Here is a 22,860-nt window from a genome sequence, read left to right as displayed (position 1 = left end):
CAATTTCCAGTCATTTATAATCCAAATAGGCATTTATGCGTAATTTAACGGCATGGATCGTTCTGAACAAGATCATATAGGCCGTTGTAAACGCCTGATCGAAGCGAAGCTTCAGTTCGGGAACGAACATGGCGAAGTACGTCAGCGCGATCTGGAATACCTTGCCGAAAGTATAGAAGAAAGTTCCGGGATCAGGATAAGTCTGTCGACCCTGAAGCGGTTATGGAAAAAGGATTACGATAAAATGCCGCATCCTGCCACGCTGCAGGCGCTGGTTTCGGTGCTGGGTTACAAAGACTGGCAAACGTTTAAACAGCAGGAAACGACAATGCCGACGGCTGTAGTTACACCTGCGCCATCAACGCCGGCAACGCCTCTTGTTGAGAACCGCCATCAACGCCGCCGCCAGTTCAATCCGTGGTTATGGGCGGCCGTAGTTGCGGCTGTTGCAGTAGGTTGCTGGCTGATCGCTTTCCGTTCAGGACCGGTCGGCAAAAAGCCTGTGATAAAAGGACCGGTTACATTTACAGGCAACAAGACCGTATCGCAGGGCGTTCCAAATACGGTTATATTCAATTATGATGTTTCTAAAGTGGCGGCCGACAGTTTCTTTTTTCAGCAATCATGGAATCCGCAGGATAAGGTGCGGATCGATCCTGGCCATCATGTGTACTCCACTATTTATTATTACCCTGGCTTTCACCGGGCTAAATTAATCGCTAACGACTCCATCATAAAACGTTTCCGGGTTCATATCACTACAGACGGTTGGTTTCCGCTTACCCGTTATGCGAAGACCGAGGGCAATCCGATCTACATCAGAAAAAATGATCCGGTGCAAAACGGCGCCCTGCATATTATGCGGGATGACCTGCCTGCCGCCGGTGTGAACATGGAAAAAGAGGTGCTGCTGGGATATTATAATATCCGCGAGTTTGACAATACGTCGAGTGACGATTTTTCGATCGATACGCGCATAAAATGTGATAGTTTGCAAACAGTCGCCTGTCCGGGTATGGAATTAACGATCGTATGTGAAGAACATATCTATTTTGTACGCATGATGGGCAAAGGTTGCGAGCGCGACATTGCTGTTAAAATGGGCGAAGTATTTCATGATGGCATTAATAAAGATCTGTCTGTTTTTGGCCGTAACATATATGAGTGGCAACGGCTGCAAATAAAAGTGGCTGATAAAAAGGCGACCATCTACCTCGATGAGCAACCCGTTTATTCAATTACGTATAAAAACGATTTCGGCAGAATTGTCGGGCTCATTTATAATTTCAGCGGCACCGGCGCAGTCGATTATATCCGGTTAACAAATGGTGATAACAAGACTGTGTATGCAGATGAGTTCAATAAATAGCTTATGCATCTTTTTGATGTTCATTCATAATACCAATCATGATCCTCGCGATAGACGTACATTATAAAGCAAATACGGCAAAAGCGGTTGGCGCTTTGATCCAGCATTGGAAAGATGCGGCTGCCCGGCAGCATGTGATAAAGTATATTGATGGTGTAGAAGAATATGAGCCCGGTTCTTTTTACAAGCGGGAGCTGCCTTGTATTATGGAGATCTTAAAGAACCTCGATTTGAATGTGCTCAGCTATCTGGTTATAGACGGGTTTGTCGTTTTGGATGATACCGGTAAACCAGGCCTGGGCGCCTACGTATATGAGAATAGTCCGCTAAAGATACCGGTGATTGGCGTGGCAAAAAGCAATTTTCATCAAAATCAGCAACATGTTGTTCCCATACTGCGAGGTGAAAGCGCCAATCCTTTATACGTAACCGCTATCGGCATGGATGTTCAACAGGCTGCAGATCACATAAAGAATATGCATGGCGATTTCCGGTTGCCTACTGTTCTGAAGGAGTTGGACAGGATCACCAAAGAACCTTAATTACCTGCGTTACAGCGGATCATGTGTTTTGTATTTGAAGCAAACACAGAACGGATATTCCTTAGCAATACGGTTCAAATAATTTACCAGGTCTTCCGACGGCTGTGGTACTGCTTTTTTAGCCGGCCGGCTCTTCAGCTCTTCTTTTAATTTATAATGATAACGCGTCTCTTTGCCGGGAAATACAGTTGTTTTAAAACGTATCCCGGCTACCATTGCCGATCTGTTTTTCATTCGATATACATTTAGCCGCGTTTCAGGCGGCCTGATTTAATTCCAAACCATTAACATTTCCTGTCCGTAAAAGTTCCGCTGTACTTTAATCCTCACTCATTGAAATGAGAACACAACATTACTAATTTATTCTATTCATGCAAGTTGATGACATTAATAGTTCGTTAATGTTAAGGCCCAAAAATTGCATTGCATACTGGCACATTATGTATTAACCTGTTACGCTTATTCCCCGCTTTAAAAAATAGTGTTATGAAGAAAGAAAACACGATGAGCCGCCGCCACTTTATCAGTAATACCGGTAAGGCCGGGCTCGCCACGGTGCTAACCGTGCCTGCGCTGCTGTCAATGGCCGCTGAGGAAAGTTCATTCGCCCTGGGAGGTGACAATAACGATATAGGGTGGACGCAACAACCGCTGGGCTACGACTATAAGGCCATAGAACCAGCCATCGATGCCCAAACCATGGAGATCCATTATACCAAACATGCTGCTTCGTATGCCAAGAACCTGGCAGAAGCTGTAAAAGCAGAGCAGGTAAATACTTCCTCTATGCGCATAGAGCAATTACTGCAGAACATTTCAAAATATTCAGCAAAAATGCGCAACAACGCCGGTGGACATTATAATCATGAGCTGTTCTGGAAAACCTTAAAAGCGCCTGCCGAAGGCAATAATGTATCCGGTAAACTGAAGGACCTGATCACACGTGATTTTGGTTCCGTAGAGGCATTTAAGAACAAATTTACCGAAGAAGCCGAGACCAGGTTCGGCAGCGGCTGGGCATGGCTCATTTACACCAGAGATAAAAAGCTGATAGTGAGTTCAACACCTAATCAGGATAATCCACTAATGAGCGTGGCAGACGTAAAAGGCTTGCCTGTGCTTGGCCTGGATGTTTGGGAGCATGCTTACTATTTAAAGTATCAGAACAAACGCCCTGAGTACATCAACGCCTGGTGGAATACCATCAACTGGGATTATGTACAGAAACGGTTTGCGCAGATGTGATCATTTAATGACGAGGCTTTTGGTACTGAGACTAAAGCCGCTGAAACAGCCGATCACATTGTCGCCACTAACCGTATTCTGTAACCTTACTGGTGTAGAGAAAGGGCCGCCGTTCGATCTGGCCTTGTTAAAGCTGTCCCAGAAATTGTACACTTTCCTTTCAACACTGGCCATGTAATAATTTACCGAGTCGCCAATAGCGAAGCCATTTGAAAGGGTTAAATGAATGTATTCGCCATTCACCAGGTCATCGGTGCCGGGTGTAAAGCGGTTAGTGCCCATAGCGCCCCAGCCAAAATTCTGTCTTGAATCTATGGTGCTCCAATAATACAGCTGGGTATTACCAACGGTATCCGGGTCTTTATAATGAACCGTCAACCGCGCTTTCTCCTGTGTGGTATCATCATCTTCATCAATATAATGAAAGCCGGTGGTTACACTGTCTAACGGAACGATGGGTAACAAGGTGGTGATGGCTGAATATTGTTTTCCTTCAGCATCTATTTCAAGCAGGTAATGTTTACCGGGCGTTCCTTTTAATGCATTGGACTGATTGGTTAATAGCTCCGGATCGAAATAAACACCCGGCAGCAGCTGATTACCGAATTGCGGGAGCCTGCCTTCTTTTAACTGTCTTTTTGACGCCAGATCCCAGTTGTAAGTATTGTTGGTCAGCAGGGTGCCTTCGGTAATGGTCACGGTGGCGCCGCTTACCGAAATGTTTTCAAAGCCCGGCTCAAAATAGCTTTGACTGCGGCCGAGGATCACATAATTATAAAATGGCAATTCATTGTTTATATAGGCCTCTACGATCAGTTGCGGCTGGTTGTTCTTCAATGCTATATCAAAATCCCGTTCGCACGAAGCAAATGCCACCAGCGTCATGATCAGGAAATAGGTGCTCGCTTTTTTCATTCGTTTAAAATTTGAAATTCCAGGTAATACCGGGCAATATGGGAAACAGGAATACCTGCTTGCCTTTAATGGTGCGTTCATCTTCATCGGCATCTATGTAAATAAAATAAGGATTGCGCCGGTTATATACATTATATAAACTGAATACCCAGTTGCTTTTAAAACGTTTGGTGCTCCGTGGCCGGGGCGTATAGGTAAAGGCAATATCCATCCGGTGATAGGCCGGCATCCGGTAGTCGTTGATCTTGTCGTATTGACTGATATTTGTAAAAATAGGCTCCCGGTCCTGCACATTATATCCCAGGTTGTATACAAACCGGCCGGTAGGCATGGTCAACGCATTACCTGTTCCATAAACAAACACCGCGGACGCTTCCCATTTCTTATTAATGTTATAATTGGCCACCAGGCTGATATCGTGCGTACGGTCGTACCGGTAAGGAAACGCCTTGCCTTCATTCATATCGGCAAAGGTGCGTTCAGCGCGGCTGAGTGTATAACCGATCCAGCCGGTGAGTTTTCCGGTCTTCTTTTGCAGGAACAGTTCAAGTCCATAGGCCCTGCCGCTGCCAAAGATCATTTCCCCTTCTATATTCTGATTTAACAATAACCTGGCCCCAGGTTTGAATTCCAGTTGATTGTTCATCGTTTTGTAATAGGTTTCCACACTGGCTTCATACCGGCCATTGCCGAAACCTTTAAAGAAGCCGGCTGCCACCTGTTCTGCTTTGCCTGGTTTAATAAGCCGGCTGGCAGGTACCCACAGGTCGCTGGGAAAAGTAGCCGCGCTGGTAGTGGCCAGGTGCAGGTACTGAATGGTACGGGTATACGATAGTTTAAGACTGGCTGCGTTTGGCAGTTTGTACAATAAATTAATGCGGGGTTCCGGATAATGATACCGCGCAATGCTTTCTCCTCTTTTGTAATAGGCGGTTTCGCCCGTTGGTGCGCCGTCGGGCCCATAAATAACGTGCTCGGTTGGCCCTACCTGGTTAAAATAACTATAGCGTAAACCAGCCACCAGGTTCAACCGCGTCGTAATATCAACATCAGCACTTACATAGGCTGCCGCTTCACGTGCATACTGGTCATTGATCTGTGCCTCGAACTCCTGGAAACCCGCACTGGCGCTTCCGGCGCCGGGCCTGAACTTATGCCAGGTATATTGGAAACCGCCTTTCCATCTCAGCCAGCTTGCCGGTGTATATACCCAGTCGTCTTTTACCGTATGATCGGTGAGGCCCGATGAAAATATAAAGCCGTTGGTAGAAAAAACTACCTGGCTGTTTAAATTAAAGTCGTTTCGCACAATTGACAGTTCATGCCGCCATTTTCTGTGCAGTTGTTGTTTCCAGGTGAGTCCTGCAATAGTATTCCCCCAAATGGCATTAAACTCCCGCCGGGGGCCATCTTCATCATCATCTGAGAACGTGAAATCGTCTTTCCCAAGATAGAAAGTAAGATACAGGCTGTTTTTACTGTCGATGATAAAGTCAGCTTTGGCGTTAATGTCGTAAAAGAAATAACCGTTGTTACCAATGCTGTCAGGAGCGATTAATTTGGCTACCTGGTCAATATAGGTGCGGCGGGCGCTGATCACGAAAGAAGATCTTTTTTTAAGCAATGGGCCTTCCAGGGAAAGCCGGGAAGAGATGAGACCAATACCGCCGCCGAATTTCAAAGAGTCTTTATTGCCATCCCGTGTATTTACCGAAATAACACTGCTTAAACGGCCGCCGTATTCGGCCGGCATGCCGCCTTTTATTACTTCAATATTTTTTACAGCATCTCCGTTGAAGACGCTGAAAAAGCCGAGCAGGTGATTGGGATTATATACCGGTATTCCGTCGAGTAAAACGAGGTTCTGGTCGGGGCCACCGCCTCGTACATAAATGCCGGCGCTGGCTTCGCCCCCATTTTTAATGCCAGGCAGCAGGGTAATCGTCTTCATAGGATCCACTTCACCGAGGATCACGGGCAGTTTTTGGATTTGCGCCATTTCCAGACTGTGCACACTCATTTGGTTCCGCAGAATATTACGGCTGCCGGTTACAATTACGTTTTGTAACAAACTTTCCCGGGAGCGTAAATACACGGTTACCGTAGTATCGTTGTTTAAAAAAAGGAATTTGGTGGTGTTGAAATGGCCTACAGCACTCACCACAATACGGTACCTGCCCCTGGGTAAAGTTGTCGAGGTGATGCCGGTGGAATCGGCTAAACGTTCTTTCTGATTGATCCTGATCGTTGCATTACTTACCGGTAGCTGAACGCTATCGAGGACTCTTAAGGTAAGTGTACGGCTTTGTGAATAAATGTTCAGGTTTGTTATTATGAGGATCACAAACACTAAAAAACCGGTTATTATGCTATCGGGTTTCTCCACTTTCATCACCGGTAAATTAATATATATCCGGCAAAGAACGCCTATTTTGGCTGGGAAAAACTAAGTAAAGCAGGCATGTAAATGATATTAATGAACCTGATCTGCATCAGCATTTAATGGGCCAGGTGATTTTCAGATTTCAAGACCATTCGTATCGGTTGTTAAGACCTCGCTCATGTAATCGAAGAAGGGGCGCATATTTTTAAAAGTTAAACTGGCTTCTTTCAAAAACTGATCGCTCAGCACTTCTTTATCGGAAAAATGCCTTATTAGCAGAAATTGTTTGTAGCGCAACAGGTCAATGGCCTCGTGACCGGCTTCGTATCCTTTAGGTGTTGTTTTAACCTGTTCACCTTTCAGGGCGCCAAATGTGGTGATAAAGGTTTTGTTTTTTAATATTTTGCGCAGGGGTTTATCGTCAAACGCAATTTCATCCCTGATGCGTTTCAGATCCTGTGTATTGGGGCCCCAGAAGCCGCCTGCAATATAACTGCTGCCTGGCTCCAGGTGAAAATAGTAACCTCCACGGCGGTATTTGGTGGCTCGTTTAAAATTACCGCTCCAGTTTGTTTTATAGGGTGTTTTATCTTTTGAGAACCGGATGTCGCGGTATATGCGATGCAGGCTCTTTTTACCTGAAGGCGTTTCAATAACATCGTGTTTATTAAGTTCCCTTAGCAGTGCTTCGGCAAATATTTCCAGCTGTTCCTGCTCCTGTTGGTACCTGTCTTTGTGAGCATTGAACCAGTCGCGGTGATTGTTTTTTTTCAATGCCAGTAAAAAATCGAAGCCCGATTGCAGGATGGTTGGATATTGCTGGTGTTTGGCCATGTGGCTAGAGGTTTTTAAACAGTTAATCTTTTGCCATGATCTTTTTACGGTGTTTGGTGCCCCACTTATATAATTCCTGTATGAGATCGTCGAGCGATTCGCCATATTCAGTGAGAGAGTATTCCACCACTACAGGAACGGCATCGTACACCGTTCTTTTTATCAATTTGTTCATTTCCAGGTCCCGCAACTCTTTCGAGAGCATGCGATCGGTGATTTTGGGAATATCCTTAGCTATTTCGCTGAACCGTTTGTTACCAAATTGCAATGAAATGATGATGGGCAATTTCCATTTGCCGCTCAGAATATGTATAGCATCTGATACCGGGAGAATTATCCCCAGGCATTTGTGGTGCTCCCTCTCTTCCTTTTTTAGCATGTTCTATTTTTTTTAAGTTACTATACCGTTGTATAGCGCTATACATCTGTATAGAGCTATACAGATGTATAGTACTTACTAATGTATAGTAAAGGTAAGTAGCTTTGTTGTGAAAACAAAAACACAATTACAAGCTCAAACAACTATTCAAAATTAATTACAATGAAAAAGATACTGAATATAGTTTCAAGTGCAAAAGGTGAACATTCGTACAGTAATAAGCTATCGAACGCCATCATTGACAAATTATTAACAGTTTACCCCGACAGTCATGTAAAAACACATGACCTTACCAAAAATCCGTTGCCGCATTTGCATCCCGAACACGTAACTGCTTTCTTTACGCCCGAGGAGCAGCGTACACAGGATCACAAAGAGCTGGTCAGCTATTCCGACCAGGCTATCAGCGATCTGAAGGAAGCCGATATCATTGTGATCGGTGTGCCTTTATACAATTTTAGTATTCCTTCTTCATTAAAAGCCTGGATAGACCATATTGTACGGGCCGGTGTTACCTTCAATTATGTAGACGGTGCGCCCAAAGGACTGGTGACCAATAAAAAAGTGTACCTGGCGATGGCTACCGGCGGCGTTTATTCCGACGGTCCTATGAAGCCCTATGATTTTGCAGAACCATTTTTAAAGTTCATCCTTAATTTCATCGGTTTGAATGATGTTACCACCTTCCGGGTTGAAGGAACTGCGTTACCTCACCTAAAAGATGCCGCTTTTCCAAAAGCAGTGGAAACAGTGCAGGAGTTCGCCTTTTAACTGTTTTTTTTGTCATTTATAAAAGCCGGAGTATGTTCAGTTTGCCCTGAGTATACTCCGTTTTATTGTAAGGGGTGTAGTATTTTATGTTGCTGGCGGGTAGTATTTATTCTACAAGGTGTTTGGGTAAACTCATGTTAATGGCATAGGTATAAAGGTAATCCCTTAGAAAAATGTAAAGTTTGGTCTTATCTTTACGGTTTTTGATCTGAATCCCTAACCTCTCAACCAAACCCAGTAGAATGCGATGAAAACAATTTTAATCCGGTCCTTCCTATCCCTGGCCTTGATTTATTTGCACAGTCCTTCATACAGTCAATGCGGAATTGCTCCTACGAGCGGGATAACGACCATCAACGCTGCGAATATGATAGTGAACTCCTACTATCGCGGTACAGGCAACCCGGTTACGGGTGCTACAAGTTTAACAGTTGGTACATTAGATGCCAGGGGTAATGCAGCTCCCGTTGCCAATGGCGACATGATATTAATTATCCAGATGCAGGGAGCTGAATTCAATACCTCCAATAACAGCCGTTATGGCGATGGCATAAATGGTGGCAATGCCAGCGGTTACCTCACCAGCAACCTGGTGGCAGGAAGGTACGAGTACAATATTGTAAGCAGTGTTAGCGGCAACACCCTGAACTTATCGTATACGCTTGCTAATAATTATTATACCCGTGCCTATAGTGCGGGCGGCGGCACACAAGCCTATCAGGTGATCAGGGTGCCCAGATATTACGATGTAACTATCAGTTCAGGTGCCTCTATTACAGCGCCAGCATGGGATGGAAGCACCGGTGGCATTGTAGTGATTGAAGCAGCCAATCTAGTTACATTAAACGGTTCAGTTACTGCCAATGCTTTAGGTTTCAGAGGTGGTGGTGGTAAACGTTTTCTCGGCATTGGCCCCAATAGCAACAGCGGCAGCGGCGCCGCTATCACCCGCACAGATTATCGCTGGCCATCCCCCGTTTCCACAGCCGACAATACTACCGGTGGCGCGAAAGGGGAAGGTATTGCCGGAACACCTGTATATTATTTAACGAATGGCGCCACCAACGCTACAACCGGTACGCTGGAAGGTTATATTGGCGGTTCAATGGGAAGAGGTGCCCCGGGCAATGCCGGTGGCGGTGGTACTGATGGCGATCCTAATGGAAACCAGTACAATCCCGGTGGCGGTGGTGGCGGTAATGGCGGCGCCGGCGGCAGAGGCGGCAGTGGCTGGGATGGTGGTGATGGTAATGCCAGCACATATAATACCGGCGGTTATGGTGGCGCTGCATTTGCAGAGGCTTCTTTGCAACGATTTGTAATGGGTGGCGGCGGTGGCGCCGGTACCGGTAACAACAGCACGGCCGGAACGACAGACTATTTGTCGAGTGGCGCCAGTGGCGGCGGAATCATTATCATACGCGCCAGATCGTACAGCGGCAATGGAACGGTTACTGCCAATGGTGGCGCCTCTCATAATGTTTCTTTAAATTCTGTAACCGATGCTGCGGGTGGCGGTGGCGCCGGTGGTACCATTATTGTGGCTACCAACCAGCCAGGTAGTGTAGGTACGCATTCCATTACAGCTTCAGCCAATGGTGGTAAGGGCGGCGATATGACGGCTTATTACGCGCATGGCCCCGGTGGCGGAGGTGGTGGCGGTGTTGTGATATCTAATGTAATACCGGCGAATGCGATTACTGTTAATGGCGGGGCGAACGGGCTTACCCGTACCGGTTCAACCAACGGTCCGGTAAACAATGTTTACAATTCAACATCCGGTTCAGCGGGAATAGAACTAATATTGTCCCTGCCTGTAACATTCCGCAATAGTAACAATGCTGCTTCTCAATGTGGCGTGCTTCCTATTACCCTTTATTCGTGGAAAGGTGTATTCAACAATAATAGAACCTATCTAAACTGGCAAACCGATGCCGGGGTGAACTTCTCTCATTTTGTAATAGAACATAGTACTGATGGCGCTCATTTCTCTTCATTGGCCCAGGTAACAGGCGCTACTACCAATGCGCTCACACAGCAATACGCATTTGTTGATGCCTCTCCGGCCAGCGGTATTAATTATTATCGCCTGAAAATGGTAGACAAAGACGGTCAGTTTACATACAGCGCCATAATTACTATCCGAACCGATGTGAAAGCGTTCCAGGTAACTGTTTCGCCCAACCCATTCAACAAACATGTTGTGATTGCTGTACAAAGCGATACAGATGAAGCAGTTCAATTCAGGGTGTTCAATAGCGATGGTAAACTTATGTGGCGAAAAACAGGTTTCGTCAGTGCTGGTAACAATGCCCAGTATTTTAATGACCTGCAATCCTTACCCGCGGGCATATACGTTTTGAAGGTTACCCGGAAGGAAACTACTACAGCGTTCAAATTAATAAAGCAATAAACGGGCATATTCTCAGCGAAATTCTGAAAAGAGACTGTCATCTTGTTACGATGACAGTCTCTTTTTGTTTCGAACCGGCTCCATTTGTTTCGGTTTGCGGGTTTTTGCGTGTTACAGATTGTTAATAACTTTAATGCAAACGTTTGCATAAGATAGTGAGCTTAAACTTTCTTAAAAAAACTTAAACATTTAGTAAAACAACTTCTTTTATGGTAGTACATTTGGTTGTTAAGTTTGCGCCATATGAATTTTCAGCCAATTGTTCCCGACGACGGCGAATTATTGCTGCAACTGAAACAGGGGGACAGAATTGCTTTTGATGAGATTTTTAACCGCTTTGCCGATCCCATTCTTACGTACATCCGGTTACGGTTGAATGGATCTGAAGAGGCCGATGACGTGCTGCAGGAAGTATTTATACGCCTGTGGAAAAAACGTCAATCGATCGTTATCCATACTTCTTTCCGCAATTATCTATACACCATTGTTCAGCATTGCATCAGCGATCACCTGCGGGCTTCCAAAAGAAAGAGATACACCCTGCCAGCCGAAATGCCAGAGCGTACCGAAGGCCGCCCCCTGCCCGACGAACAATATCAATACAAGCAGGCATATCATATCTGGAAAAATGCCACCAATAAATTGCCCGGGCAAATGCGCAGGATCTATGCCATGAAAAATGAAGATCAACTATCAGTAAAAGAGATCGCTTCCGAATTGCAACTGAGCGAACAAACGGTGAAGAACCAATTACATACTGCCGGACAGCGCATTGTAAAGATGTTGCGGCAGGTATACTTTTAAAAATCTCAAATCACAAATCTCAAGAACCAAAAAAGCAAAACCCAAATCACAATCTTAGGAACTCAAAAAACAAAACCCACGAATCACAAATCTCAGGAACCAAAAAGCATAACTCCGACAATCTTGGGAACCCACTAAACAAAAGACAAATCACGACAGTTTTTGGTCCTTTGGAGCTGAATTTTTGAGATTTATCTGGTTCTTGTAATTTGGGATTTGGAATTTTTTGTTCAATATGACCAAATTGTTAACGCCCGTTTTTTTCTGCAATCACTCTAGTACCAGTTCCTTTTAACCAACGTCTATTAACCAAAGCTGTTCAGGCCATGCCCCGTAAGTCGAAGCGAAATAATGATACCAATGGTAAATCCTCAGATGAGCAATGGCTTAAGGCATGGCAGGCACCCGAGGCCATGGGTGCACAAAAGAAACAAACCTTATTAAACAGCATTAATGATCGGCTTGATAACAAGCGACGCCGGAAAAAGCAGCTCTTTTTTATTGGATTAAGCGCGGCGGCTGCCATTTTGGTAGCCATTTTTATAAAACTACCAGGCAGTGATTCACCTGAGATCACAAATCCCTGGCAGGAGGTGGCCAGTGCCGACAGCGCAAAAGAGATCAAACTCCTGGATGGCTCTGTAGTATGGCTGGCGCCCTATTCATCAGTAAAGGTGTATACCGATTTTTTGAATCAGCGTAAGACCGAGCTGTTGAAGGGAACTGTTTTTTTCAGCGTGGCCAAAGATGCGCAACATCCCTTTATTATCGGTGTAAACCGGCAACAGGTCACTGTATTGGGTACGGCGTTCACTATTCGCAGACTTGATTCTGTCGACCTGCAACTGACCGTCAAAGAAGGTAAAGTGGCGCTGAATAATGCCGGCGGCCATACCTTGTTAACTGCCGGACAACAGGTGGTTACTGCTCAGTCGGTAACACAACAGGTATTACCTGTAAATCCGGCTGCCGCTGACTGGTGGTTACAGCAACAGATCAGGTTACATAACATTCCATTGGAAGAATTGCTCAATCGCATTGAAACATATTACCAGGTTAAGCTAACGCATGGCGCTATTGACAGAGAATACAAAGTAACACTTACCTGGGATCTGACCATTTCATTGCAGGAAAATTTAAAGGTGCTGAATACATTGACTGGCTTTAATATTCACTAAGCATTCCTTATCAATATTGGTTGTTTTTAGCTGCTGAAAAGCGGACAGGTATTGTATTGTTTATAATGTAAATGAATATATGGAGTACGCAAAACTAACTAAAGCTTTCACTGCATTATTACTGCTGCTGATGACAGGTATAAAAAACCTGCATGCGCAATCGGGCCCGTTGCATTACCGGCATGGGGCCAATAACCTTGCTGCTATTGTCGAAGATTTTGGCCGGTTATTCAAAGTACAACTCGCATATGCAAATGAGGAGCTGTCGGCGGTAAAAGTGCCGCCTGCCTCTTATGAAGCGGGTAGTGTGGGTGAGTTATTAAATAAAGTGCTGGCGCCCGGTGGTTTCGATGCAACGGCCAGTGGCACCAACTGGGTGATCAAAAAAAGCAATGTCCCTAAAAAAGCGCCCACCATGGTAGTGAAGGGTACTATCATGGAGGGCGGCCTTCCTGTTCCCGGTGCCACCATCATTATTAAGCAGGATGGACAGAAAAATGTGATGGCCATTGCCGATGACAATGGCCGTTTCAGCAAAACCCTCTCTACTTTGTCGGAAGGAACAGTTGAGATCACTGCTGTTGGCTACCAGCCGTTGAGAAAAAGATTCGCTGCTGAAGCGCAACAGTCATTAAGCATTGTGCTACAAAAAGATGATCAGCAGATGCAGAATGTAGTAGTAACTGCATTAGGTATCAAAAAATCAGAACGGTCGCTGGGGTATGCGCTTACAAAAGTGGATAGCACACAGCTTACCCAGGCAGCAAGTACAAACTGGACAGATGCGCTCTCAGGTAAAGTAGCCGGGTTGAACCTTGTGCGTTCGGGTTCGGGACCCGCCGCCTCCAGCAAGATCATCCTTCGCGGCGAAAACAACCTTACAGGTGATAATGAAGCCCTCATTGTAGTGGACGGTGTGGTGATCAATAATGGTAGTGGTAAACGTTCCGGCAACAGAGGCGACGCGGTGTATGCAACGAACTCAGACAATCTGCCGGCTGACTATGGAAGTTCATTGAATGATATCAACCCACAGGATATAGAAAGCGTATCTATCCTGAAAGGACCTGCGGCTGCTGCATTGTATGGTCAGCGGGCGGCAAACGGTGCTGTCATTATCACCACCAAATCAGCAGCGCAAAAAAAGAAAGGCCGCTTTAATTTTCGCTATACAGCCAGCGGTAACATAGAGCAGGTAAACAGATATCCTGATCTGCAATACGAATATGGTCAGGGTTTGGGCGGGGCAACGCATTACTCTTTTGGCGCAAGCGAGGACGGCGCCAGCACCAGCGGCACCAGCTCTGCTTATGGCCCGAAATTCGACGGACAAATGTTCTATCAATACGACCCTGTGCGTCAGACAGTAGGTTTGGAGCGCACGCCCTGGGTGGCTTACGATAATATCGACGATATATGGGATGTAGGAAAAGACATGAAGCACAACCTCACCGTAGATGGCAGACTGGGTACAACTGGTATTCGGGTGAATTTTGGCACAGAAAACAACAAATGGATTGTGCCCAACACAGGTTTCGATCGTAGAAATGTCGGATTGACCACCAATTCGGACATTGGCAAAAAATTAAAACTTTCTACCAAAATAAACTATGGTTTCAGGAAAAGCGATAACCTGCCGGCAGCAGGATATGGCAACCAGTCCTTAATGTACTGGTACATTTTCTGGCAGCCAAACGCCGATGTAAACTGGCTAAGGAACTACTGGGCGGGCGGCGAAGGCAGCGTATATGACAGCCTTTACAAATTTATTCGTTACCCCTTTTCTGGTTTTCCCGAAAACCCATTTGCCATAGCCTATGAGTTCCTCAACAAAACCAGAAGAAATAACGTGACCGGCAATGTTACCCTGAATTTTCAGGCTACGAAAGATCTAAGCTTCATGTTGCGCGGCAACCTCGACTGGATGAATGATAAACGGGAGCAGGACCGGCCTTACGATGCAGGCACCCGCCTCATCTATGGTTCTGTAAGAAAACAAAATATCTATTCGCAGGAAAAGAGCTTCGACTTCATGGCCAGGTACTCCAAACAGGTGAATAAAAACGCAAAGCTCGGCGTAACCCTGGGGGGAAGCCAGTTGAAAAATAATTATGACAAATCCGATGTCAGGGCCGACGGTTTAAAGTATCCGGATTCATTGGATGGCGCCTCCCCCTACCCCCGGATATATGACCTGAACAACAGTTTGTATGGATTGACCTATTATCCTGATACAAGCAGTTACCAGATAAACAGTATATATGGGGTTGTTAATCTCAGCTATAAAAATTACCTGTTTGTTGAAATTACCGGCCGCCAGGACTGGAACAGCGTACTGGCCACCAAGGGAAGAACAGACAATGTAGGTTTTTTCTATCCTTCAATCAACACCAGTTTTGTTCTGTCGGATGTAGTAAAGCTGCCAACCGTCATCAACTATACCAAGGTTAGGGCGTCCTATGCCCAGGTAGGCAGCGGCGGCACCACTCCTTACAGAACTGCTTATACGTATGGCCTCGCAAGCGCAGGTATTTATCCCGATAGCGCCCTTGTAAGCCCCACTACCCTGCCGAACATCAATTTAAAACCACTGCTTACCTCAACATTCGAGCTGGGTACAGAAGTGCAGTTCTTCAATGGCAGATTAGGGTTAGACCTGGCAGTATATTTTGGAAATACCAGGAACCAGATCTTCACAAGAACGGTAGATGCCTCTTCAGGTTACAGTTCTGCCATCATCAATGCCGGAAAAGTAAGGAACAATGGTGTGGAAATACAGCTTAATGCCAGACCCATTGCCAGTGCAACGGGCTTTAACTGGAGCCTGTTTGGAACTTTTGCGCGCAACCAAAACAAGATCATTTCCATGCCGGATAGCTCCGTGCTGCTGAGGGCCGGCCAGATCGCCAGCAGCCAGATTGTGGCATCTGTAGGTGGCAGCATGGGCGATCTGTATGGCCTGGGTTATGTGCGCAGTCCGGACGGGCAAGTCGTTTTTGACGCTAATACCGGATTTCCAAGGATCACGGATAGCATTATTTACCTGGGAAACACCATACCTAAATACAAATTCAGCCTTGGTAATAATTTTCGCTTTAAGAACTTTAGTTTGAACCTGCTGTTCGATGCACAGGTGGGTGCTGTGGCCTACTCGCTATCTCATTACAAACTGGCAGAGCAGGGCAAACTTAAAAGTACACTACCGGGCCGGTACAACGGGATCATCGGTAATGGTGTGGTACAAAACCAGGATGGTTCTTACCGTAAAAATGATGTGGTGGCTTACGATATCGATCAGTATTATCAATATAGCATGGGTAGCTACAATGCCGAGGGAAGCACCTTTAGCACCGATTTTTTAAAATTCCGTGAAGCTTCTTTAAGCTATGCCTTTAAGCCAACCTTGCTTAAGAAGATCGGTTTAAGCTCGGCAAGCATCGGGATTTACGGGCGCGACCTGTTCATCTGGTCACCCTGGCCAATATTCGATCCCGAGTTTGGAACCCTGGCCGGGTCAGACATTGTAACCGGTTTTGAAACGGGACAGTTTCCTTCTACCCGTAGCATGGGTTTTAATTTATCAATCGGGTTTTAATTATTGTGTAAAAGATCTGATAATAACAAAAGAAAAACGGATGAGAAAGCAATTATTTATAGCATGTTTGGTTCTGATGGCTGGGCCAACACTCTATTCATGCAAAAAGGGATTTGAGGAATTGAACGTAGATCCTATTAATATCGTCAGCACTACTTCAGACAAGTTGCTGGCGCCTGCACTGGTAAATGCTATCTGGCCTGGTATGAGCCGTAACAGGAACTTTAACAACGAATTGATGCAGGTAACCGTAGGACAAAGCGATGGCGATAATACCGTATTCCGTTATGCTTTCAGAGCTAACGTATCGGACTATTTATGGAATGCCTGGTATGTACAATTAACGAACTTCAAACAGGTAGACAGCCTGTCTCGCGAACGCGCGGATGGCGAGAAAGCCCCCAATGCCACTTATCAGGCCATTGGAAAAGTATGCAAGGTATGGCTGTTCTCTAATTTGACAGATACTTATGGTGATATTCCATATTTCAATGCACTGCAAGGTGATCAACAAAACGTAGCGCCGGCTTTTGACAGGCAGAAAGACATTTATCTTGATCTGTTTAAACAGTTGGAAGAAGCCAATACCCTGCTTGCCAAAGGCGATACAATCGTGGCTACCAGTGATCCCGTGTACAATGGAAACGTAGGCCAATGGAGAAAATTTGTGAATTCATTATACCTGCGGCTTTTGTTGCGCGTATCAGGTAAAACTGATGTACAACAGCAATGTATTGCAAAAATAAAACAGATAGTAGAAAACCCTTCTGAATATCCCATCTTCCAAAGCAATGCTGACGGAGCCAGAATACTTTGGAGCGGTGGTATCAGTACTACTGATCCATATACTTCCCCTTATGTAAATGGGATACGTGCGCAGGATTTTCGTGGCCCGGCGCTTTGCGCTTTCTTTTTAGACAATTTGATTGCGTGGTCTGACCCGCGTTATGTTTCTTCTACTCCGTATGGATCGGGTAGCATAGGCCGTTTGGGCATTGCCCAGGCGAGTACCGGCGGATGGTACGGGGTAAAAAGCGGTTACCTGCCAGGCCAGGGCGAACCAAAAGGTTGTTTTTTTCAAAGCTATGATAATGCCAGCACAGGCGGTACCTGGTCGCTCCAGCAAAATCCGCGGACGGGTATCATTATGCAATATGCAGAACTACAGTTCATACTTGCCGAAGCGGCTGCCAAAGGATGGATCACCGGCGATACAAAAACCTATTTTTACCAGGGCATAGCATCTGCCATCAATTACTGGGTGCCCAACTTTCCTGAAAATATCAGTTCCACCGAGTTTACCACCCATCTTACAAATCTTGATGCTGCCAGTGAAACCTGGGATGATAATCTTCCGCTAGAAGATAAAATGGAATTGATCCACTTACAGAAATACTATGCACTGTTTTTGACCGATCTGCAGCAGTGGTTTGAACACAGACGCACAGGCCATCCAGTTTTGCCTAAAGGGCCTGGATTGTCGAACAACGGCGTAATGCCGGCGCGCATGGTATACCCTGTGTACGTACAGGCTGCCAACCCGGTAAATTACAAAGCTGCAGTAGCCGCACAGGGCCCCGACGAAATATTTACCAATGTATGGTGGCAGCAGCCTTAATTGTTTCAATAATTAAAAAATCAGGAAGATGAGATATTTATTGAATCTTTTTTTCATAACGATCATAGCTGTAGCTATAAACAGTTGTACTAAGGATACCTACGAAAAATATTTCGGAGCTACGCCTAACGATATAATTTCCATTCTGGATGTTCGCCCAATTTATAAGGGGGAGGATGTTGTGCTTACTCAGGAGAATCTCTATGGTGCTTCCAAACTGGCGGCGGTAGTTGTATCTGACCATACCGAAAAAAATCTTCCTGAAGGCCTGCTGGTAGTGCAGGATAACCGCCGGCTGCAAACGCTGCGGGGTATTTCTATTGAGTTGGGTGCAGATGCAGCGAACTACCACCCTGGTGATTCGGTAGTGATAGATATTGTTGGCAGTACTTTGACCCGTAAAAATGGCATTTTAACAATTACCGGCCTAACAACAGCCAACATTACCGCTGCTGGTAAAGGTACGGTTAACGTAAACGCGATAACTATAGCGCAGCTGCATGCCAAACCTGACTATGAAAGTTCGCTTTGCCTCATTAATAAAGGCAGTTTCAATCCCGGCCCTCAACCAGGAGATGTGATAAGTGGTTCGAAAGTAATAAATGATGGTTTTGGCGACCTTGTTCTTTATACAAATCCGGCTGTAAGTTATGCTCAAAATGCACCTTATGTTCTGGCTGCATATGTAGGCATTCCTTTTAGCACTATCGAGGGATCTGTACAGCTCAGAACAAGGAACGGAGATGATATCGTGAATATGGGATCTATGGCCCAGGACCTTCTGATAACCGGGTTCATGGGCGATCCCAGAGGAGGCGATGGCGGGCATGAATACGTACAGATGCTGGCTACTAAAGATATAGACTTTACTGCCACTCCTTATAGCATTCTATTTTGTGTCAATAGTGGCACTGCCAGTTCTGCTACGCCGCTCGATGCCGGATGGGCTACCGGTGGCCAGCGTACCATCAAATGGAACATTACAACGGGTGGTGTACAAAAAGGACAGTTCTTTTATTTTGGCTTCCAGGGCAAAAAGATCAATGGTTCAGGAGGTGCTCATTCATTTCCGGCTTCAACAAACTGGTATCAAAAAACCTACGCTACGAGTGGTACAAATCGGGGCGATGGAGGGCTTGTTCGCGCGAGTTCGTTTGGCACCTCAGGCCCCTGGCCCAACAACGGCAATACATGTGGTGTAGCCATATTCAAAGGAACTACGGTTACCGAAAAGTCAGTACCCGAAGATGTATTGTTCGTGGCTACTGGTGGAGCCGCCGCCGTTTATGACCCCGGCAAAACGCCCATTTTAGGTTACAGGATCTGTAATAACGACTGGTATTCGATGTATTCGGTAGTTATTGATCAAAATACTTATAAGCCTATTGTGGTTCCCTATCTGTATTACCGTTCTCCCGGCAATACCGCCAATATGCCTTACGCGGTAAATGAAAACTACCCAAGTGTACCTGCAGATGCCGGCTTGTATAATTTGATGGGCGGTGTATACAATGTTACCCTTGGCAGATGGACAACTGCTCGTAAGCAGGTGGTTGTGGAACTGGTACAGGCTACTGCTACGATTGACAGTTTAGAAAAGCACCCCAGTGTAACCAAACTGGTTGAGTAATAAAAGATTTCTGATTTTGAGATTTCGTGATTTAGAGATTTTAAAATTTGTCAGAAAGCAGAACCTGATTAAATCTTAAAATCTCTAAATCTCAAAATCAGAAATTAGCTAATCACCGGTAGGTACAATATCACTGGTCTCTACCATTAAGATCACCGTCTTTTTAGGCGCCCGTGTTCTGTGCGTGATGCCCTTTGTAATGGTAAATCCTTCCCAGGGATTTAATGTTATGGTTTTGTCTTCAAGGTCAATGAGCAACTGTCCATCCAGTACAAAGAAGAATTCATCATCGTTATCGTGTTTATGCCAGTGGTACTCCCCTTCTATAATGGCCACCCGCACCACACTGCTGTTTACTTTCGTTAGCGTTTGGTTAAACCATTTGTGCTGATTGGCCTTCACAATAGCGGGAATATCAATGATCTCAAGATGATCATATTTAATATCAAGCCTTGTGTCATAAGGATAGTTGTTTTCCATACGTAGTCTTTTCAGTAAATGTAAACAACATTTTCGCTTATAGTTTGTTCGGAAGGCGTACGTTTAGCCTCAATCAACAGGATATGGTCCTTCGGTAAATTTTTCTGTATGATACCCTTTAACGCCAATTTGTTTGGCCAGTTGACTCCGCAGTTCGTTGGTATGTTTTATTTGTTCAAGAATATATTTGAAATCATATTTCGGTGCCCAGCCCAGTTCGGTGCGCGCCAGTTCGTTCACATAAACCCTGTCAATTGAGGGGAACATTTTCCAGCCACGTTGTTCATAAATGGCCAGGTATTCGGGGTAAAGCCGTTTTACCACTTCATGCGCATGGGCGCGTAAATCCCACAGATCAGTCTGCTGAAAGGGAGTGGTAGCACTGATGATGTAGGTACCAAATCCGATAGACTTAGCCCGCTCCATCGCCGCCAGGTGAGCGCTTACCACGTCTTCGATCTCTGCGCGGCGATACAGGAATTCATTGGCTTTGAGGTTTGAATCGGGATAGATCTCGCGCATTTTCCGGTTGTCATCTTCTTCCGGAAAAAAACGGGATGTACGCAGTACGATACAGGGCAACCCGGCGTTCCGGTAATACAGTTGACAAAGATTTTCTGCCGCTGTCTTTGTAACACCATATATATTTTTAGGTACCGGGGTAACTGATTCTGTTATCCAGGCGGCCGGAGCACCTGGCGGTGGCACGAGGGCATCGCCGAATACGCTGGTCGTACTGGTAAATACAAATACTTCAACGCCGGCTGCAACGGCTTCCTGTAATAAGTTGAGGGTGCCTGTTATATTGGTGTCAACAAATTGCTGCGGCGTATGTGTTGCCACATGTGGTTTATGCAAAGTGGCCGTGTGCAAAACGACCTTTACGCCCTGCATACATTGTTTTACCAGATCCCGATCAGTTATGGAGCCGGTATGTGTATTAAAAAGCGATGGTTTTATGTCCAATGCTACCACCTCATGATCTTTTCTTAATGTTCGCACCAGGGCTTCTCCCAAATGTCCGGCAGTGCCAGTAACCAGTACTTTCATATTTCCCATTTTAAATAAGGTAATAGCTAAAATTAGGCTTTTAGATTTTTAGGCGAGTTTTTACGCTTAACGCAGAACGCTGAAAGCTGAAAGCTTGTAAGACAATGGAAGCATGTCTGTATCCTGTTCAGGCGTTTAGCGTTTCGCATTTAGCGTGTTAGTCTTCTTTTACGTATTTATATACATTCTTTTTGTATTCGTTCAGGTCTTCCAGGGTAGAGATCTCTTCGAACCGGTACGACTCACCATTCGACGTCTTGCGCACCAGCGCCACTACTTCTCCCCCAACAACTGCGCTTTGGGCCCGCCGAAAGATCGCATCCAGCGATTGGCGGTCGTTCAGCATCTGGTACTCCTCTATCTGATTGACATATATCGTATACTCTGCCATACAAATGTTTGAAGCGAAGGTAGAATAATGGCGGCAATGGTCAATAGATGGGCGATTAGTGGTGAATTATGAAACCGTTCCAGGTTACATGTTCCAGGTTTCAGGACCCTATAATTCTGATCTCGACCAATTGTTCAGCAGTCTGCAAGGCCAGCCCTGTAACGTGAAACTTGTAACCTGTAACTGCCTTATTTTTGCCGTTCCCAAAGTAGTATAAAACATGGCAATGACTAAGATTGTAGTAACCGATGGCTATACCCTGAATCCCGGTGATCTGAGCTGGAAACCGGTTGAACAATTTGGTGAGGTAACAGTGTATGACAGAACCCAACCGCAGGAGATCATTGACAGATGCAGGGATGCTCAGATCGTACTTACCAATAAAGTGCCATTTAATGAAGCTACACTCGCAGAGCTGCCTCAGCTGAAAATGATCGCTGTTACGGCAACCGGTTACAATATAATAGATGTGCAGGCGGCAACAAAAAAGAACATAATAGTGTGCAATGTGCCGGCCTATGGAGTTGCATCGGTTGCCCAGCATACCATTGCTTTATTGCTCGAATTGACCAACCAGGTGGGCAAACATGCGGCTTCGGTTGCCGCCGGTGAGTGGACGAAGTCTCCCGATTTCAGTTATCAGAAGGCGCCTCTTACCGAACTGGCCGGCAAAACCATGGGTATTGTTGGCTGGGGAAACATCGGGCAACAGACCGCCCGTATCGCCCAGGCGCTCGGTATGGAGCTTTGTTACCATAATCCCAGGAAGAAAGAAAATGCATTTGCACCCTGGCTGCCGCTACCGGAATTGTTTGCAAAATCCGATGTGGTTTCGCTGCATTGCCCGCTGACGCCCGACAATACCGGTTTTGTAAATGCCGAACTCATCGCGAGGATGAAACCATCGGCTTATATTATCAATACAGCCCGCGGCCCACTGATCAACGAGCAGGACCTGGCCGATGCCCTGAACACAGGCCGGATTGCCGGCGCCGGGCTGGATGTGTTATCAGCCGAACCGCCTTCAGCGCAAAATCCGCTGCTCAGCGCCAAAAACTGTATAATTACGCCGCATAATGCCTGGGTAAGCAAAGAAGCAAGGCAAAGAGTAATGGATATTACCATTAATAATATTGCTGCATTTTTAAATGGCGTACCTGTTAATAAAGTGATTTAGCGGAAGAGTTGTCTGTTTCCGGTTACAGGACTTTGGTGTCAAGCTTCCCAACAAGTAGCCGGTTCGCTAATTTTTTGCCCCCCGGA

Annotated in this window: 19 protein-coding genes; 11 read left to right on the top strand and 8 right to left on the bottom strand. The window is 45.7% G+C overall.

Annotated features, from left to right (window positions below; translation table 11 throughout):
• Positions 1–52 precede the first annotated feature (52 nt).
• Together JUB15_RS16815 and JUB15_RS16810 are read left to right on the top strand one after the other, a co-directional pair.
• Positions 53–1,369, top strand: coding sequence for a hypothetical protein (locus tag JUB15_RS16815; protein WP_207513658.1), 1,317 nt, complete (start codon positions 53–55; stop codon positions 1,367–1,369).
• A gap of 38 nt (positions 1,370–1,407) precedes the next feature.
• Entirely contained in the window at positions 1,408–1,911 is a 504-nt protein-coding gene (locus JUB15_RS16810; protein WP_207513657.1) for an endonuclease V, read from the top strand.
• A 9-nt stretch (positions 1,912–1,920) separates the two neighbouring features.
• Here JUB15_RS16810 and JUB15_RS16805 read toward each other — a convergent pair whose 3' ends face one another.
• Entirely contained in the window at positions 1,921–2,145 is a 225-nt protein-coding gene (locus JUB15_RS16805; protein WP_207513656.1) for a hypothetical protein, read from the bottom strand.
• Between the two features lie 252 nt (positions 2,146–2,397).
• Between JUB15_RS16805 and JUB15_RS16800 the strand changes: the two genes are divergently transcribed.
• Positions 2,398–3,156, top strand: coding sequence for a superoxide dismutase (locus tag JUB15_RS16800; protein ID WP_242696382.1), 759 nt, complete (start codon positions 2,398–2,400; stop codon positions 3,154–3,156).
• Here JUB15_RS16800 and JUB15_RS16795 read toward each other — a convergent pair whose 3' ends face one another.
• From JUB15_RS16795 to JUB15_RS16780, 4 genes are all read right to left on the bottom strand, one after another.
• Entirely contained in the window at positions 3,157–4,071 is a 915-nt protein-coding gene (locus JUB15_RS16795) for a DUF4249 family protein (RefSeq protein ID WP_207513655.1), read from the bottom strand.
• A gap of 4 nt (positions 4,072–4,075) precedes the next feature.
• On the bottom strand, positions 4,076–6,463 hold the full coding sequence (locus JUB15_RS16790; RefSeq protein ID WP_207513654.1) for a TonB-dependent receptor: 2,388 nt from the start codon (positions 6,461–6,463) through the stop codon (positions 4,076–4,078).
• A gap of 126 nt (positions 6,464–6,589) precedes the next feature.
• Entirely contained in the window at positions 6,590–7,288 is a 699-nt protein-coding gene (locus tag JUB15_RS16785; protein WP_207513653.1) for a DUF2461 domain-containing protein, read from the bottom strand.
• Positions 7,289–7,310: 22 nt separating this feature from the next.
• On the bottom strand, positions 7,311–7,667 hold the full coding sequence (locus JUB15_RS16780) for a winged helix-turn-helix transcriptional regulator (RefSeq protein ID WP_207513652.1): 357 nt from the start codon (positions 7,665–7,667) through the stop codon (positions 7,311–7,313).
• A gap of 162 nt (positions 7,668–7,829) precedes the next feature.
• On the opposite strand from JUB15_RS16780, the gene JUB15_RS16775 reads away from it, so the two are divergent.
• The 7 genes from JUB15_RS16775 (at position 7,830) to JUB15_RS16745 (ending at position 19,676) form a co-directional block, all read left to right on the top strand.
• Positions 7,830–8,438 (top strand): FMN-dependent NADH-azoreductase, encoded by a 609-nt coding sequence (locus JUB15_RS16775; protein WP_207513651.1) that lies wholly within the window; start codon positions 7,830–7,832, stop codon positions 8,436–8,438.
• Positions 8,439–8,805: 367 nt separating this feature from the next.
• Positions 8,806–10,851: a T9SS type A sorting domain-containing protein gene (locus tag JUB15_RS16770; RefSeq protein WP_207513650.1), complete on the top strand. Its 2,046-nt coding sequence runs from the start codon at positions 8,806–8,808 to the stop codon at positions 10,849–10,851.
• A gap of 243 nt (positions 10,852–11,094) precedes the next feature.
• A complete protein-coding gene (locus JUB15_RS16765) occupies positions 11,095–11,655 on the top strand; it encodes an RNA polymerase sigma factor (protein ID WP_207513649.1) in 561 nt (186 codons plus the stop codon).
• A gap of 326 nt (positions 11,656–11,981) precedes the next feature.
• A complete protein-coding gene (locus JUB15_RS16760) occupies positions 11,982–12,833 on the top strand; it encodes a FecR family protein (RefSeq protein ID WP_207513648.1) in 852 nt (283 codons plus the stop codon).
• 79 nt (positions 12,834–12,912) lie between these two features.
• Entirely contained in the window at positions 12,913–16,428 is a 3,516-nt protein-coding gene (locus tag JUB15_RS16755; protein ID WP_242696381.1) for a SusC/RagA family TonB-linked outer membrane protein, read from the top strand.
• A 40-nt stretch (positions 16,429–16,468) separates the two neighbouring features.
• Positions 16,469–18,046: a SusD/RagB family nutrient-binding outer membrane lipoprotein gene (locus JUB15_RS16750; protein ID WP_207513647.1), complete on the top strand. Its 1,578-nt coding sequence runs from the start codon at positions 16,469–16,471 to the stop codon at positions 18,044–18,046.
• 28 nt (positions 18,047–18,074) lie between these two features.
• On the top strand, positions 18,075–19,676 hold the full coding sequence (locus JUB15_RS16745) for a DUF5689 domain-containing protein (protein ID WP_207513646.1): 1,602 nt from the start codon (positions 18,075–18,077) through the stop codon (positions 19,674–19,676).
• A 108-nt stretch (positions 19,677–19,784) separates the two neighbouring features.
• Here JUB15_RS16745 and JUB15_RS16740 read toward each other — a convergent pair whose 3' ends face one another.
• The 3 genes from JUB15_RS16740 to JUB15_RS16730 all read right to left on the bottom strand — a co-directional run bounded on the left by JUB15_RS16740 (position 19,785) and on the right by JUB15_RS16730 (position 21,597).
• A complete protein-coding gene (locus JUB15_RS16740) occupies positions 19,785–20,156 on the bottom strand; it encodes a cupin domain-containing protein (RefSeq protein WP_207513645.1) in 372 nt (123 codons plus the stop codon).
• A 69-nt stretch (positions 20,157–20,225) separates the two neighbouring features.
• Positions 20,226–21,206, bottom strand: coding sequence for an NAD-dependent epimerase/dehydratase family protein (locus JUB15_RS16735; protein ID WP_207513644.1), 981 nt, complete (start codon positions 21,204–21,206; stop codon positions 20,226–20,228).
• Positions 21,207–21,363: 157 nt separating this feature from the next.
• Positions 21,364–21,597, bottom strand: coding sequence for a hypothetical protein (locus JUB15_RS16730; protein ID WP_207513643.1), 234 nt, complete (start codon positions 21,595–21,597; stop codon positions 21,364–21,366).
• Between the two features lie 226 nt (positions 21,598–21,823).
• On the opposite strand from JUB15_RS16730, the gene JUB15_RS16725 reads away from it, so the two are divergent.
• Entirely contained in the window at positions 21,824–22,774 is a 951-nt protein-coding gene (locus JUB15_RS16725) for a D-2-hydroxyacid dehydrogenase (RefSeq protein WP_207513642.1), read from the top strand.
• The last annotated feature ends 86 nt before the right edge of the window (positions 22,775–22,860 follow it).

It is taken from the genome of Longitalea luteola (assembly GCF_017356035.1).
Lineage (GTDB): Bacteria > Bacteroidota > Bacteroidia > Chitinophagales > Chitinophagaceae > Niastella > Niastella luteola.
The sequence above is the reverse complement of the archived record's forward strand: the minus strand, read 5'-3'. Positions and strand labels throughout refer to the sequence as shown.

Excerpts from the sequence above, each read along its gene's own strand:
- JUB15_RS16760 (WP_207513648.1), top strand. The coding sequence starts at position 11,982 with ATGCCCCGTAAGTCGAAGCGAAATAATGATACCAATGGTAAATCCTCA.
- JUB15_RS16770 (WP_207513650.1), top strand. The coding sequence starts at position 8,806 with ATGATAGTGAACTCCTACTATCGCGGTACAGGCAACCCGGTTACGGGT.
- JUB15_RS16750 (WP_207513647.1), top strand. The coding sequence starts at position 16,469 with ATGAGAAAGCAATTATTTATAGCATGTTTGGTTCTGATGGCTGGGCCA.
- JUB15_RS16815 (WP_207513658.1), top strand. The coding sequence starts at position 53 with ATGGATCGTTCTGAACAAGATCATATAGGCCGTTGTAAACGCCTGATC.
- JUB15_RS16730 (WP_207513643.1), bottom strand. The coding sequence starts at position 21,597 with ATGGCAGAGTATACGATATATGTCAATCAGATAGAGGAGTACCAGATG.
- JUB15_RS16780 (WP_207513652.1), bottom strand. The coding sequence starts at position 7,667 with ATGCTAAAAAAGGAAGAGAGGGAGCACCACAAATGCCTGGGGATAATT.
- JUB15_RS16810 (WP_207513657.1), top strand. The coding sequence starts at position 1,408 with ATGATCCTCGCGATAGACGTACATTATAAAGCAAATACGGCAAAAGCG.
- JUB15_RS16735 (WP_207513644.1), bottom strand. The coding sequence starts at position 21,206 with ATGAAAGTACTGGTTACTGGCACTGCCGGACATTTGGGAGAAGCCCTG.
- JUB15_RS16725 (WP_207513642.1), top strand. The coding sequence starts at position 21,824 with ATGACTAAGATTGTAGTAACCGATGGCTATACCCTGAATCCCGGTGAT.
- JUB15_RS16800 (WP_242696382.1), top strand. The coding sequence starts at position 2,398 with ATGAAGAAAGAAAACACGATGAGCCGCCGCCACTTTATCAGTAATACC.
- JUB15_RS16775 (WP_207513651.1), top strand. The coding sequence starts at position 7,830 with ATGAAAAAGATACTGAATATAGTTTCAAGTGCAAAAGGTGAACATTCG.
- JUB15_RS16785 (WP_207513653.1), bottom strand. The coding sequence starts at position 7,288 with ATGGCCAAACACCAGCAATATCCAACCATCCTGCAATCGGGCTTCGAT.
- JUB15_RS16745 (WP_207513646.1), top strand. The coding sequence starts at position 18,075 with ATGAGATATTTATTGAATCTTTTTTTCATAACGATCATAGCTGTAGCT.
- JUB15_RS16765 (WP_207513649.1), top strand. The coding sequence starts at position 11,095 with ATGAATTTTCAGCCAATTGTTCCCGACGACGGCGAATTATTGCTGCAA.
- JUB15_RS16755 (WP_242696381.1), top strand. The coding sequence starts at position 12,913 with ATGGAGTACGCAAAACTAACTAAAGCTTTCACTGCATTATTACTGCTG.
- JUB15_RS16790 (WP_207513654.1), bottom strand. The coding sequence starts at position 6,463 with ATGAAAGTGGAGAAACCCGATAGCATAATAACCGGTTTTTTAGTGTTT.
- JUB15_RS16795 (WP_207513655.1), bottom strand. The coding sequence starts at position 4,071 with ATGAAAAAAGCGAGCACCTATTTCCTGATCATGACGCTGGTGGCATTT.
- JUB15_RS16805 (WP_207513656.1), bottom strand. The coding sequence starts at position 2,145 with ATGAAAAACAGATCGGCAATGGTAGCCGGGATACGTTTTAAAACAACT.
- JUB15_RS16740 (WP_207513645.1), bottom strand. The coding sequence starts at position 20,156 with ATGGAAAACAACTATCCTTATGACACAAGGCTTGATATTAAATATGAT.